The organism is Prevotella fusca JCM 17724 (assembly GCF_001262015.1).
GTDB lineage: Bacteria > Bacteroidota > Bacteroidia > Bacteroidales > Bacteroidaceae > Prevotella > Prevotella fusca.
In genome coordinates this window covers 1,167,991-1,181,626 of the sequence record NZ_CP012074.1, presented here as the reverse complement: position 1 = coordinate 1,181,626, position 13,636 = coordinate 1,167,991, and the positions used below count along the sequence as shown (strand labels likewise).

Below are 13,636 nucleotides of genomic sequence, written 5' to 3'. Positions count from 1 at the left end.
CCAATGGTGCTAAGCATGAATTAAACTCAAATAGGGTATTAGACTACAATATGTTTAGTTCTTTCTATGGTATGGTTTACTAACTTTTAGGTATTGTACCACACTCTATTATTTTCTACCTTTGCATTGATAGTTGAATACATATTTTTTACTTAGGACTCTATTCGTTGTAACACGGAGTCTTTAAACTACAAGTTAGATGAAAAATAACAGGAAAACACTTATCTGCAAAGGGGTGTATAATACTTGTTCGTTATATAGAAAGGCGATTTGTCTAACACTTTTTTCAAGTTTTTTCATGCTTAGAGGAAATTCGCAAGAGGTGAATAAGCGTGATACGACTGTTGAAATGAAAGAAGTTATGGTGACAGCACGTAGCGAAATTAGGAAGTTGAAGGAGTCGGCAATGCCCGTATCCGTTATAGGGCAGCGCCAATTACAAGGAACGGCATCAAATATTAATGACGTACTTGCACATACGGTCGGAGTCACAGTGCGAAACACGGGAGGTTTAGGCAGTGCTTCCCGAATCTCACTTCGTGGTTTGGAAGGTAAACGTATGGGTATGTATGTGGACGAAACGCCCATGTCGCAGTTGAGCAACTTTGTTACCTTAAATGATATCCCAACGAATATGATAGAACGTATAGAGGTATATAAAGGTATTGTCCCTTATAAGTTTGGCGGTTCTGCATTAGGAGGTGCTGTTAACGTAGTAACGAAAGAATATCCGCCTGTTTATTTTGATTTCTCATACGAACTTGGCTCGTTTAACACGCATCAGGTGTCAACTGTGTTTAAACGTACGGATCAAAAAACTGGTTTACAGTTTGGTATAGGCGGTGCTTTCTCGTTTGCGAAGAACAACTACAAAATGACATTGGCAAATTTGGACAATAGAATCGTGGAAAGAGACCATGATAAGTTCAATAAAGTTATGGCTGGAATGTCTGTTAAGGCTACGAAATGGTGGTTTGATGAAATGAAGTGGGAACTTATTTTCCTCAAGACGCGCCAGGAGGTACAAGGAATCGATCTTGATGTGCGTGAGGCTTATAATCATTCTGTTAGTGGTGTGACGGCATTGACCCTAAAGCGTAAGAACTTCTTTTTGGATGGTCTCGACTTTGATTTTGATATAGGATATATCATTGGCAGATATGGTTTGAATGATAAAGCATCAAATCGTTATGATTGGGACGGAAACAAGTTGCCTGCGGTCTCTCCATACGGAGGAGAGCTGAATAACTTCCCTTCTGATGGAAGAAATCGGTCGAACGAGTTGACGTCGAAGCTTAATTTGGGATATACCATAGATAAGCATCATGGCATTAATCTGAATGTTTACTTTGATAGGAATTCACTTCATCCAAATGATTCCTTAATGGATAAGTCTTTGGGTTTTCGCGCAAATTTCCCAAGTAAGATGAATACGCTGACGACAGGATTGTCTTATGATTTAACGTTATTCGGAGGTCGTTTCCAGAATGCTTTTACTTTAAAGAACTTTATCTTCACATCACATTCGCGTAGTATAGATGTTTATTCTGTGCGAGAGCCAGAGCCTGTGAAGATATCAAAGTCTTATTTTGGATTCAGTGATGCACTTCGTTATAAGTTTACAAACGACTTGATGTTAAAAGCATCTTTCAATTCTGAAGTCCGCATACCTACAAGTGAGGAGCTGATAGGAAACGGATATTCCATACTTGCATCACCAGCATTGGAACCAGAACGCACGTCGGGCGTAAACGTTGGTGTACTCTATCGACATCTAAAACAGGATGATGGACTGGTTGAGATAGAGTTGAACGGATTTTATAATCAGTTGAAAGACATGATTAGATTCACTCCAGATATGATTCCTACAATGGCTCGCTATCGTAACTTTGGTAGTGTGCGTACAAGAGGCGTGGAACTTGAGGTGAAGGGAGATGTTTGTCCCGTACTTTATCTTTATGCGAATGCTACTTATCAAGATCTTCGGGATGTGAGAAAGCTAACTCCAGGTACTAATGTTGAGAATCCTACTTATATGAAACGCATCCCCAACATACCTTATTTATTAGCAAACTTTGGTGCTGAGTTACATAAAGAGAATCTCTTTGGAGGTAAGGGGCAGAACACTCGTTTGCTTTTAGATGCTTCATACGTGCATAAGTATTTCTATGATTTTGAGATGAGTAAAAACCAAGATAAGAAGATTCCAGCTTCTTTGACTATGGATGCCGCTGTTGAGCATAGCTTTAAGAATGATCAGTGGATATTGACTTTTAAGATGAAGAATCTTGCTAATCGACGTGTTGTCTCAGAGTTTAACCGCCCATTGCCTGGCAGATATGTTGGAGTAAAGATTAGATATTTATTCAAATAGGATTATGGAATGTATGAAGCGGTGAACTTTCCAAGGCTCTAAAGCATGGTAAAACGAAGTTCGTCAGTTTTTCATGTATTGCTATTCCGCTTGATAATATGGTTCATAGATAATTTCCACAATAAATTACATAACAATGAAAAAGTTTAGTTCGTTTCTTTTTGCTGTTACTCTAACAGCTTTATTTACTGCTTGTAGCAGTAATAGTGATGATCCAACGCCTGCTCCTAAGCCAAATCCAGGTGATAAGGACTTCAATGGTGTTATTTTTGCTACGGGTATCACTAATCCGGAAGGCAATAGTGGTAATGTGTATCTACAAGCATTACCAAGTTTCTTGCCAGGTACTTATGACAATAGCAACAGTATTCCTTGTGGTTTTGGTTCTACACCTATTGTAACGGAGTCAGGGAGTGTCTATACCTTCCCTGACTATATGGGCAACACGAAAGCGGAGATTACACGTTACAAAATTAATGGTGATGGCACGTGGGTAAAGCAGGGAGCACTGTCTATTCCTGCTAGTGCTGCTGCTTGCAACATTGTGGAAGCAAGTAAGGAGAAAGCGTATGCCAGCTTGCAAGGTCTTGGTATAGTGAGGATATTTAATCCTACGACGATGACAAAGATTGCTGATATTGATCTCAATGACTTGAAACAGAAAGAGACGAGAGTCGCACCTGCTGCTATGATTATCCGTGATGGTAAACTTTTTGTCGGATTGAATCAGATGAATGGACAGTATATGCCTACGTGTAACAACATTGAACTGGCAATGATTGATGTGAAGACTGACAAGGTTGAAAAGCATATCGTTAACACATCTATAGAAATGTGCTTCGCCACACGTCCGATAGATGCAGGTTCTATCTTTATGGATGAAAATAAGGACATTTATATCAATTGTATCGGTTCATTCGGCTTCATCCCAGGACTTAATGGTGGTATCGTACGCATAAAGAATGGTTCGACAGACATCGATCCCGACTACTACATCCGTCTTGACAAGACTGAGGTTGCAGGTTTGACAACTAAGCATGCCGACTTCCTTGCAACGTTATTCTATGGTGGCAATGGAATAGCTTATGCCTATGCCAACTCATACGGTCTTGACCCTAATGGACTGAAGAATCCTTACGTCAGTCTTACCAATATTCCTGTTGTCATCGACTTGAAGCAGAAGACGATGGCTGTTATAAAGGGAATGGAAATCGGCAATCCACAAGGAATATCCATCGGCAAGCATAAGAACCTGATTGTCTTCGGAAGTGCCAACAAGAAGGCGAACGGATTTTACACCTATAATCCTGATACGAAAGAGGTGGCTGGTCCAGTCATACAGGTGAAAGGAAATCCGAGCTTCTTCCATAGCTTCGAGAAGTAATGATTGTGACGAAAAAAAGAAAGGCAACCAACGAAAAGTTGATTGCCTTTTTAATTATCTTCTGTTACTCAATTAACTTGTCGACCCATTAACTTGTCGACTTGTCAACTAAATTACAAGTTAGCGTTGTCCTTCTTCCATTCTGCAACAGCTGGAACGATGTCGAGACCGATAATCTCGTCACGCATCTTGCAGAGGTGCTCGTAAGAAGCCTGGAGAGAAGCCATCTCCTCTGGAGTACCTGTTGGCTCAGTGTAGTGAACACCAGTAGCGTCGATAGTGGTAGGCATAGCCATCATAACGTTCTTGAAGCCGAGCTTCTCGTCGTTAACGTAGCAACCTGCTGGCAAGGTGAACTTCTCGCCACCCATAGCAGCTTCAATCATCTTGACAGCTGTGTAAGCCGGGCTCTGGAATGAGCTGCGACCACGGAGCTTGATGATGTTTGATCCACCCTGTACTGTGTGGTGCTTGATTTCCTCCCAACGTTCAGCTGAGAGGCCCATCTCTGACAATGGCTTGCCGTCAACCTTCACCTTAGAAGCAAATACAGCCATCTGCTCACCGTGACCACCATAGGTGTGTGCGCCGGTAACCTTGTCCTGCTGTACACCGAACTCATGAGCCAGTGCCTGCTGCAGACGGGTAGAGTCAAGGGCAGCGAGTGATGTCAGCTGGTTTGGCTTCAAGCCAGAGTGGATAAGAGCTGTCAGTGCGGTAACGTCAGCAGGATTGAAGATAACAACAACATGCTTAACGTCCGGGCAGTATTTCTTGATGTTCTCACCGAAGTCAGCAGCAATCTGGCAGTTACCCTTCAGCAAGTCCTCACGTGTCATACCTTCCTTACGTGGAGCACCACCAGAAGAGATGATGTACTTAGCACCTGTGAAAGCCTCTGCTGGGTCAACGGTGTAAGAGAGGTTGGCACCTGGGAAAGCGCACTGCTCCATCTCGTCGAATACACCATGAACGCCTGGCTCATAGATGTCATACAGACAGATGTTAGGAGTAAGTCCAAGTGTAAGAACGGTCTGAACCATGTTTGAACCAATCATACCGCCAGCACCGACGATAACGAGTTTCTCATTTGTTAAATAATTCATAATAGATATTTTAATTTAAAAGTTTAATTCCCTTGATATCGATACGGCAAAGTTACGAAAAAAATGACCATGTGAGAAAGATATTATGGAATAAATGTGTTATTATTTATAAAAAAGACAGGGCTTTGTAAACTCTGTCTGTCAATTTGAATAATTCTTGCTCGGCTTGCTTTGGGGGTTCTGATTTAATTGTTTAACTTAGCAGCGAAAACGAGGGAAATTTTACATAAGCATTAGGAGGATGTAGGAGTTAGTCGGAATGTATATGAACTTTCTAATTATTCAACCTTAAAAACAACGATATGATACATACTATAAATGAGCGCGTTGAAAGATTGCGTTTATGGATGAAAGAGAATGGATTTTCAGCTTTTGTTTTTCCAAGTAGTGACCCGCACAACAGTGAATATGTAGCTGGTCACTGGAAGAGCCGTGAATGGATTTCAGGCTTTAGTGGTTCAGCAGGAACAGCTGTTATTACGTTAGAACATGCTGCATTGTGGACGGATTCGCGTTATTTTATTGCAGCTGAAAAGGAACTGAAAGGGACTGATTTCCAGTTGATGAAACTTCGCGTAGAGGGTACTCCGTCTGTCACGGGATGGCTTGCAAGTGAACTGTGCGGTTATGAATCGGCTGTGGTAGGAGTGGATGGAAATGTGAACTCTTTTGCAGAAGTGTCTTCTATGGAGCAAGAGTTGACGACAAGAGGGAATATTACCGTTAGGATGGATGCTGACCCTTTAGCTGTACTTTGGACGGACAGACCCGTGATACCTGATAACAAGGTATGTCTTCATTCATTGGAATATGCAGGTGAAACGACGGCAAGTAAGATAGGCAGAATTCGTGAATACCTCTCTGGTCGTGGAGCTGATGGACTGTTGGTGACAGCCTTGGACGAGATTGCGTGGGTGCTGAACCTGCGTGGCAGTGATGTACATTGCAATCCCGTCTTTGTTTCTTACCTGTTGATTTCCCCAGGAAAAGTCACCTTATATATTAATAACGTTAAACTTCCCGCAGGTGTGAGGGGTTATCTGGCTGCTGAACATATAGAGATTGAGCCTTACGAGGCGGTTGTGGAGGGACTCAGGGGTTATGCTGGAAAGAGCTTGCTCGTAGATGAGACAGCTGCAAACTACATGTTGACAACAGCCGTGACGTTCGGAAAACTGTGCGGTGGGGAATCACCGGTTGCCACCATGAAGGCTGTGAAGAACAAGGCAGAGCAGGATGGTTTTCGTGCTGCCATGCTGCGTGACGGTATCGCAATGGTGAAGTTCCTTGCATGGCTGAAGCCTGCGGTCGAGGCTGGTGGACAGACAGAAATCTCGCTTGATGAGCGTTTGACGGCTCTGCGTGCCGAACAGCCACATTTCAAGGGTATCTCTTTTGATACGATAGTAGGCTACGAGGCGCATGGAGCCATTGTACATTATGAGGCTACGCCAGATACCGATGTCCCTGTTGAACCACACGGGCTGGTACTCATTGACAGTGGGGCACAGTATGTGGATGGGACTACCGATATAACACGGACCATCGCTCTGGGCGACCTTACGGATGAGCAACGTCGTGTCTACACCTTGGTCCTGAAAGGACATATCCAACTTGGCATGTGCCGTTTCCCTGCAGGAGCATGTGGTTCGCAGATTGACGCAATAGCACGGGAGCCGTTGTGGCGTGAGGGCTACAATTATATGCACGGCACGGGGCATGGGGTAGGGAGCTATCTGAATGTCCATGAAGGTCCTCATCAGATTCGCATGGAGTGGAAACCTGCGCCGCTTCAGGCAGGGATGACCGTTACTAATGAGCCGGGACTCTATCTTGAGGGTAAATTCGGTGTGCGTATTGAGAATACCTTGCTGGTTGTACCTGCCGAAACAACAGCCTTTGGTGATTTCCTCAAGTTTGAAACGCTTACGCTTGCTCCGATTGATACAACTCCGATTGTACTTGATATGCTGAATGTTGAGGAACGTGAATGGCTTAATGGCTACCATCGTCGTGTCTATGAAAGTTTGTCGCCTCATTTGACAGAGGGTGAGAAAGAATGGTTGAGAATCGCAACTTTATCAATTTAGTGCTTGATACTTCTGTTTAGAGGATGTTGTTTGGTAACCTTAGAAATGAGACTTGAAGGCTCTAAAGAACATGCTTTGAATGTGTTATAATTCCTTTTCTCACACCCTCTTTAGTTGATAGGAAAGTAGGAAAAAGCCGCAAATGTTTGGAAGTTAGGAGAATAAAGTGTAACTTTGCAGGCGCAAAAGTGGTGTCATGCCCTTTCGCATACGTTTAATTAATTAATAAATAATTTAAAACAAAAAGCATGATTATTGTACCAGTAAAGGACGGCGAGAACATCGAGCGTGCGCTCAAGAAGTTCAAGAGAAAGTTTGAAAAGACAGGTGTTGTTAAGGAGCTCCGTGCTCGTCAGCAGTTTGACAAACCATCTGTTAAGAAGCGCCTGAAGATGGAACATGCCGTTTACGTACAGCAGCTTCGCGACGCAGAAGAGTAAAATCTTCTTTAAAAATTTGGTAGTTTGGATTAATTTCCGTAAATTCGTTGCCATAAAATGATTTGACAATGTGCCGATGATAGAAATGTTCTTGGATTACTTGAAGTTTGAAAGGAATTATTCCCCGATGACTGTAATCAACTATCGTAAGGACTTGGAAGAGTTTGAGCGGTTTTATAAAGAACTTGAAGGGCAGCTCTCTTGGGAATCTGTGGATTCCGATGTTGTCAGGAACTGGATGGAGTATATGATGGACAGAGGCAACTCTGCTTCGTCAGTCAATAGAAGGCTCAGTGCGCTGAGGTCTTTCTATCGTTTTGCACTCCGTCGTAAACTTGTTGAGAAAGACCCTGTTCATGGTCTTCAAGGTCCGAAGAGGCAGAAGCCACTTCCGCAATTCCTCAAGGAGTCGGAGATGGAACAGTTGCTGAACCCGAAGATGTGGACGGATAGTTATAAGGATGTGCTTGCACGCACGTTGATTGTGACATTCTATGAAACGGGAATCCGTTTGTCGGAACTGACAGGTCTGGATGACAAGGATATAGACAGCATTGCCTGTGAACTGAAAGTGACAGGAAAGAGAAACAAACAGCGCATCATTCCTTTTGGCAAGGAACTGGCTGAGACGTTCGCCATGTACCTGCAGGTGCGCAATGTCACGGCAAAAGGTGGATCCGCAGCCTTCTTCCAGACGGAGAAGGGGAAAAGGATGACGAATGCACAGGTGAGAAGTCTGGTAAAGAAGAACCTTTCAAGAGTGTCTACGCTGAAGAAGCGTACGCCCCACGTTCTTCGCCACACATTCGCCACAGCAATGCTCAATCATGATGCAGGACTGGAAAGTGTAAAGAAACTGCTTGGTCACGAGAGCCTGTCAACGACAGAGATTTATACTCATACGACCTTTGAACAGTTGAAGAAAGTCTATAAGAATGCCCATCCAAGGGCTTAACCTTTAAAAATGGAGGTACCTATGGAAATTAAGATTCAGTCGATTCACTTCGACACTACCGAGAAGTTACATGCCTTTATTACAAAGAAGGCAGAGAAATTAGAAAAGTCTTACGAAGACATTCAGAAAGTAGAGGTGCAATTGAAGGTTGAGAAACCTGCCACTGCGTTAAATAAGACCACAAGTTTGTCAGTTGTTGTTCCTGGGAATACGCTGTTTGTGGAGAAGACATGTGATACGTTCGAGGAGGGTGTTGACCAGTGTCTGGATGCAATGAAGGTTCAGCTCACCAAGTTTAAGGAAAAACAGAGAAATCGTTGAAAAAATCTCTGAAATATTTTGGAGATTAAAATAAAAGTCTTACCTTTGCAGCCGTTTTATGACAAGTAGCCTTCGGCTGCAAAGTAATGCCTCTTTAGCTCAGTTGGCCAGAGCACGTGATTTGTAATCTCGGGGTCGTTGGTTCGAATCCGACAAGAGGCTCTCCTTGAAAGGGGGATGCATTTGCTGACGGGTAGTTTCCAGAGTGGCCAAATGGGGCAGACTGTAAATCTGCTGCTTCTAGCTTCGGTGGTTCGAATCCATCACTACCCACTGTCGGAGAATGTAATTTGCGGAAATAGCTCAGTTGATAGAGCACTAGCCTTCCAAGCTGGGGGTCGCGGGTTTGAGCCCCGTTTTCCGCTCTTATGGTTTTGCTGTAATAGCTCAGTGGTAGAGCACTTCCTTGGTAAGGAAGAGGTCCTGAGTTCAACTCTCAGTTACAGCTCTACTATTATTATTTATAATGAGTGTAACTAAAAAGCACAGATTATTCATTTAATATTAAATAAGAAAAAGCTATGGCTAAAGAAGAATTCGTGCGCACCAAACCGCATGTAAACATTGGTACTATCGGTCACGTTGACCACGGTAAGACCACTCTTACTGCAGCAATCTCTAAGGTTCTTCATGAGAAGGGCTTCGGTTCAGAGGATGTTAAGTCTTTCGATCAGATTGACAATGCTCCTGAGGAGAAAGAGCGTGGTATTACCATTAACTCTGCACACATTGAGTACGAAACAGCAAACCGTCACTACGCACACGTAGACTGTCCAGGTCACGCCGACTATGTGAAGAACATGGTTACTGGTGCTGCTCAGATGGATGGTGCTATCTTGGTTGTAGCTGCTACTGATGGTCCTATGCCACAGACTCGTGAGCATGTCTTGCTCGCTCGTCAGGTAAACGTACCTCGTTTGGTTGTATTCTTGAACAAGTGTGATATGGTTGACGACGCTGAGATGCTTGACCTCGTTGAGATGGAGGTTCATGAGATTCTCGAGCAGTACGGCTATGAGGAAGATACTCCAATCATTCGTGGTTCTGCACTCGGTGCTCTGAACGGCGTTGAGAAGTGGGTTAATTCTGTAGTTGAACTCATGGATACCGTTGATACTTGGATTGAGGAGCCAGAACGTGAAATTGACAAGCCATTCTTGATGCCTGTTGAGGACGTATTCTCAATTACTGGTCGTGGTACAGTTGCTACTGGTCGTATCGAGACTGGTGTTTGTAAGGTAGGTGACGAGGTTCAGCTGCTCGGTCTCGGTGAGGACAAAAAGTCTGTAATCACTGGTGTTGAGATGTTCCGCAAGAACCTTCCAACTGGTCAGGCTGGTGACAACGTAGGTCTTCTCCTCCGTGGTATTGATAAGGCTGAGGTTAAGCGTGGTATGGTAGTCGTACACCCAGGTGCTATTACTCCTCACGATCACTTCAAGGCGTCTATCTACGTGTTGAAGAAGGAAGAGGGTGGTCGTCATACACCATTCGGTAACAAGTATCGTCCACAGTTCTACCTCCGTACAATGGACTGTACTGGTGAAATCAAGCTCCCAGAGGGCGTTGAGATGGTAATGCCAGGTGACAACGTTGAGATTGAGGTTGAGTTGATTTACAAGGTTGCTCTGAACGAGGGTCTCCGTTTCGCTATCCGTGAGGGTGGTCGCACAGTAGGTTCTGGTCAGATTACAGCCCTCCTTGAGGATGTTAAGTAATCAAGATTAGGTCGTAGATTACACTATAATTAGTTCCTGGTTCTTCCAGGTTCCAGGAACTAACTTACGGGTTTAGCTCAGTCGGTAGAGCACTGGTCTCCAAAACCAGGTGTCGAGGGTTCGAGTCCTTCAACCCGTGCAAAAAGAGAAGATTTTATGTTTAAGAAGATAGTTAATTATTGCAAGGCTTGCTACGACGAACTTGCGCATAAGACTACATGGCCATCACGTGCCCAACTTACACATAGTGCAATGGTTGTTTTATCTGCTTCCCTTGTCATTGCATTGGTAGTGTTTGCTATGGATTTTGTATTCCAGCATGTGATGCATTTGGTATATCCAAAATAATTCGTTAGGAAAATGGCAGATACAGAAAAGAAATGGTATGTTCTTCGTGCTGTCAGTGGCAAAGAGGCTAAGGTAAAAGAATATATCGATGCTCAATTGCGATTGAACGAAAAACTTGCTGAGCGTGTTTTCGAGGTTTTATTGCCTATGGAAAAACACGCAACTGTGCGTAAAGATGGTAAGCGTGTTGTCAAGGAGAAATTAAGTCTCCCTGGCTATGTGCTTGTTCAGGCCAATATGACTCCGGACGTAGCCTCTACGTTGCGTTTCATGCCTAATGTGTTGGGATTTCTCGGAGGTATGTCTGAGCCTTCACCTGTCCGTCAGGCAGACATCAATCGTCTGTTGGGCAATGTGGAAGATACTGAACTCGAAGAAGTTCAGAAAGTGCCATACATGGTGGGTGAAACAGTTCAGGTTACCGATGGTCCTTTCAGTGGTTTCCATGGTGTCATCGAAGAGGTGAACGCTGAGAAGCATAAGCTGAAGGTGATGGTGATGATATTTGGTCGCCAGAATCCGTTGGAGTTAAGTTTTATGCAAGTCGCAAAAGAAGAATAGTATTGTTACGGATACTGTTCGACTTTATAGTTTAATTTTTAATATTAACAAAAGAAATGGCTAAAGAAGTAGCTGGATTAATCAAATTACAGATTAAAGGTGGCGCTGCAAATCCTTCCCCCCCAGTAGGTCCTGCATTGGGTTCTAAGGGTATCAATATCATGGGATTCTGCAAGGAGTTCAACGCCCGTACCCAGGACAAGGCTGGTAAAGTTCTTCCAGTCGTAATTACTTACTACAACGATAAGTCTTTCAGCTTCATTATCAAGACTCCTCCCGCAGCTGTACAGCTCATGGAGGCTGCTAAGGTGAAAGGCGGATCAGGAGAGCCAAACCGCAAGAAGGTTGCATCCGTAACTTGGGAGCAGGTAAGGGCTATCGCAGAAGACAAAATGCCAGACCTCAACTGTTTCACGGTAGAGAGTGCAATGAAACTTATTGCTGGTACTGCTCGTAGTTTGGGTATCACTGTAAAAGGGGACTTCCCTGGTAAATAATTTTAAACTTCAAAAGTAAAAATGAGTAAACTGACAAAAAATCAGAAATCAGTAGCTGAGAAGGTTGAAGCAGGGAAGGCATATTCATTGGAAGAGGCAGCAAAGTTGGTAAAAGAAATAACCACTACTAAGTTTGACGCTTCTGTTGACATTGATGTGCGCCTCGGTGTTGACCCACGCAAGGCTAACCAGATGGTTCGTGGCGTTGTGTCACTGCCAAATGGTACCGGTAAGGTTACACGCGTTCTCTGTCTCTGTACACCTGATCAGGAAGCTGCCGCTAAGGAAGCTGGTGCTGATTACGTTGGTCTCGACGAATACGTTGAAAAGATCAAGGGCGGATGGACTGATGTTGATGTCATCATCACTATGCCATCATGCATGGGTAAGTTAGGTCCTTTGGGTCGTGTACTTGGTCCTCGTGGCTTGATGCCAAACCCAAAGAGCGGTACTGTGACTATGGATGTTGCTAAGGCAGTAAAGGAAGTAAAGCAGGGTAAGATAGACTTTAAGGTTGATAAGGCTGGTATTATCCATACCTCAATCGGTAAGGTTAGCATGACTGCTGAGCAGATTTGTGGTAACGCTAAGGAGTTCATCTCTACTGTTATCAAGCTGAAGCCTGCTGCTGCTAAAGGTACATATATCAAGAGTATCTTTATTTCAAGCACAATGAGTAAGGGTGTCAAGATTGATCCTAAATCAGCTGAATAACTCTAAAAGTTTTGTACAATGAAGAAAGAAGTAAAAGATACAATTATCACTGAACTCGGTGAGAAGATCAAGAGCTATCCTCATTTCTATCTGGTTGATGTAACTGGTTTGAATGCAGAGGCTACAAGTGCTCTCCGCCGTAAGTGTTTCAAGAGCGAAATCAATATGGTTGTTGTGAAGAACAAACTTCTTCACAAGGCTTTTGAAGCTTCAGATGTAGATTTTGAACCACTGTATGGTTCTTTGAAAGGTAATACAGCTGTTATGTTCACTCAGACTGCTAATGTGCCAGCAAAGTTGTTGAAGGAGTATAAGAAAGAAGGTATTCCTGCTCTCAAGGCAGCTTACGCAGAGGAATCTCTGTTCGTTGGTGCAGAGAAACTCGAAGAACTTGCAGCTCTCAAGAGCAAGAATGAAGTTATTGCAGACGTTGTGGCATTGCTGCAGTCTCCAGCAAAGAACGTTGTTTCTGCTCTCCAGTCAGGTGCTGGCACCATCCACGGTGTGCTTAAGACTTTAGGCGAGCGTCCTGAATAAAAAATCTGATAAAGTCAAAAGGTATATTATTTTTAGAACAAAAAATTAAAAAAATAGAATAAAATGGCAGACGTAAAAGCTATTGCAGAAGAGTTAGTAAATCTTACTGTTAAGGAAGTAAATGAGTTGGCAACTGTCCTCAAGGACGAGTATGGTATCGAGCCTGCAGCTGCAGCTGTTGCTGTTGCTGGTCCTGCTGCAGCTGCTGCAGGTAGTGCAGCTGAGGAGAAGACTGACTTCGACGTAGTTCTCGTTGAGGCTGGTGCTAACAAGCTCAAGGTTGTTAAGGCTGTTAAGGAGGCTTGTGGTCTCGGTTTGAAGGAGGCTAAGGATCTCGTTGACGGTGCGCCTTCTACATTGAAGGAGGGCATGGCTAAGGCTGAGGCTGAGAACTTGAAGAAGACTATCGAGGCTGAGGGTGCTAAGGTTGAGTTGAAGTAATTCTGCTTCTACCTTACATTAAATAAAATATGGTTAGGATTTACCAGGTAGGTGAGTCCTAACCTTTTTGTGTCTTTTGACATCTACTGGGAGTCTTTTTCCCTCTTTTAGTCCGCCGGGGACTTTAAACATTCGAACATTTAATTTCAG

Annotated in this window: 14 protein-coding genes and 5 tRNA genes; 18 read left to right on the top strand and 1 reads right to left on the bottom strand. The window is 43.6% G+C overall.

Annotated elements, in window-relative coordinates:
• Positions 1–199: 199 nt before the first annotated feature.
• The gene (locus tag ADJ77_RS04960) at positions 200–2,374 is read left to right on the top strand and encodes a TonB-dependent receptor (protein ID WP_025078264.1); all 2,175 of its coding nucleotides are present in this window, start codon (positions 200–202) and stop codon (positions 2,372–2,374) included.
• Between the two features lie 136 nt (positions 2,375–2,510).
• Positions 2,511–3,758, top strand: a complete 1,248-nt coding sequence (locus ADJ77_RS04955; RefSeq protein WP_025078265.1) for a hypothetical protein — start codon at positions 2,511–2,513, stop codon at positions 3,756–3,758.
• Between the two features lie 113 nt (positions 3,759–3,871).
• On the opposite strand, the gene ADJ77_RS04950 is transcribed toward ADJ77_RS04955, so the two are convergent.
• A complete protein-coding gene (locus ADJ77_RS04950) occupies positions 3,872–4,864 on the bottom strand; it encodes a malate dehydrogenase (RefSeq protein ID WP_050696092.1) in 993 nt (330 codons plus the stop codon).
• A 302-nt stretch (positions 4,865–5,166) separates the two neighbouring features.
• Here ADJ77_RS04950 and ADJ77_RS04945 point away from each other — a divergent pair, with 302 nt between their 5' ends.
• The 16 genes from ADJ77_RS04945 (at position 5,167) to rplL (ending at position 13,486) form a co-directional block, all read left to right on the top strand.
• A complete protein-coding gene (locus tag ADJ77_RS04945; RefSeq protein ID WP_050696091.1) occupies positions 5,167–6,954 on the top strand; it encodes an aminopeptidase P family protein in 1,788 nt (595 codons plus the stop codon).
• A 248-nt stretch (positions 6,955–7,202) separates the two neighbouring features.
• On the top strand, positions 7,203–7,394 hold the full coding sequence (gene rpsU / locus ADJ77_RS04940) for a 30S ribosomal protein S21 (protein ID WP_009434519.1): 192 nt from the start codon (positions 7,203–7,205) through the stop codon (positions 7,392–7,394).
• Between the two features lie 76 nt (positions 7,395–7,470).
• A complete protein-coding gene (locus tag ADJ77_RS04935) occupies positions 7,471–8,349 on the top strand; it encodes a tyrosine recombinase XerC (protein WP_042740926.1) in 879 nt (292 codons plus the stop codon).
• Between the two features lie 21 nt (positions 8,350–8,370).
• Complete coding sequence (gene hpf, locus ADJ77_RS04930) at positions 8,371–8,670, top strand: ribosome hibernation-promoting factor, HPF/YfiA family (protein WP_025078267.1); 300 nt, start codon at positions 8,371–8,373, stop codon at positions 8,668–8,670.
• Positions 8,671–8,758: 88 nt separating this feature from the next.
• A tRNA-Thr gene (locus ADJ77_RS04925) sits at positions 8,759–8,832 on the top strand.
• A gap of 29 nt (positions 8,833–8,861) precedes the next feature.
• A tRNA-Tyr gene (locus ADJ77_RS04920) sits at positions 8,862–8,943 on the top strand.
• 19 nt (positions 8,944–8,962) lie between these two features.
• Positions 8,963–9,035: transfer RNA gene (locus ADJ77_RS04915), tRNA-Gly, on the top strand.
• 11 nt (positions 9,036–9,046) lie between these two features.
• Positions 9,047–9,118, top strand: a tRNA-Thr gene (locus tag ADJ77_RS04910).
• Positions 9,119–9,191: 73 nt separating this feature from the next.
• Entirely contained in the window at positions 9,192–10,388 is a 1,197-nt protein-coding gene (gene tuf / locus ADJ77_RS04905) for an elongation factor Tu (RefSeq protein ID WP_025078268.1), read from the top strand.
• A gap of 66 nt (positions 10,389–10,454) precedes the next feature.
• Positions 10,455–10,527: transfer RNA gene (locus ADJ77_RS04900), tRNA-Trp, on the top strand.
• A 17-nt stretch (positions 10,528–10,544) separates the two neighbouring features.
• Entirely contained in the window at positions 10,545–10,736 is a 192-nt protein-coding gene (gene secE, locus ADJ77_RS13220; protein WP_042740927.1) for a preprotein translocase subunit SecE, read from the top strand.
• 12 nt (positions 10,737–10,748) lie between these two features.
• A complete protein-coding gene (gene nusG / locus ADJ77_RS04895; RefSeq protein WP_025078269.1) occupies positions 10,749–11,297 on the top strand; it encodes a transcription termination/antitermination protein NusG in 549 nt (182 codons plus the stop codon).
• Between the two features lie 56 nt (positions 11,298–11,353).
• Positions 11,354–11,794 carry a 50S ribosomal protein L11 gene (gene rplK, locus ADJ77_RS04890; RefSeq protein WP_025078270.1) on the top strand — a complete coding sequence of 147 codons (441 nt, stop codon included), beginning with the start codon at positions 11,354–11,356 and terminating at the stop codon, positions 11,792–11,794.
• Between the two features lie 21 nt (positions 11,795–11,815).
• Complete coding sequence (gene rplA, locus ADJ77_RS04885) at positions 11,816–12,508, top strand: 50S ribosomal protein L1 (RefSeq protein WP_050696090.1); 693 nt, start codon at positions 11,816–11,818, stop codon at positions 12,506–12,508.
• 18 nt (positions 12,509–12,526) lie between these two features.
• Positions 12,527–13,045, top strand: coding sequence for a 50S ribosomal protein L10 (gene rplJ / locus ADJ77_RS04880; protein ID WP_025078272.1), 519 nt, complete (start codon positions 12,527–12,529; stop codon positions 13,043–13,045).
• A 63-nt stretch (positions 13,046–13,108) separates the two neighbouring features.
• On the top strand, positions 13,109–13,486 hold the full coding sequence (rplL, locus tag ADJ77_RS04875) for a 50S ribosomal protein L7/L12 (protein ID WP_025078273.1): 378 nt from the start codon (positions 13,109–13,111) through the stop codon (positions 13,484–13,486).
• Positions 13,487–13,636 lie beyond the last annotated feature (150 nt).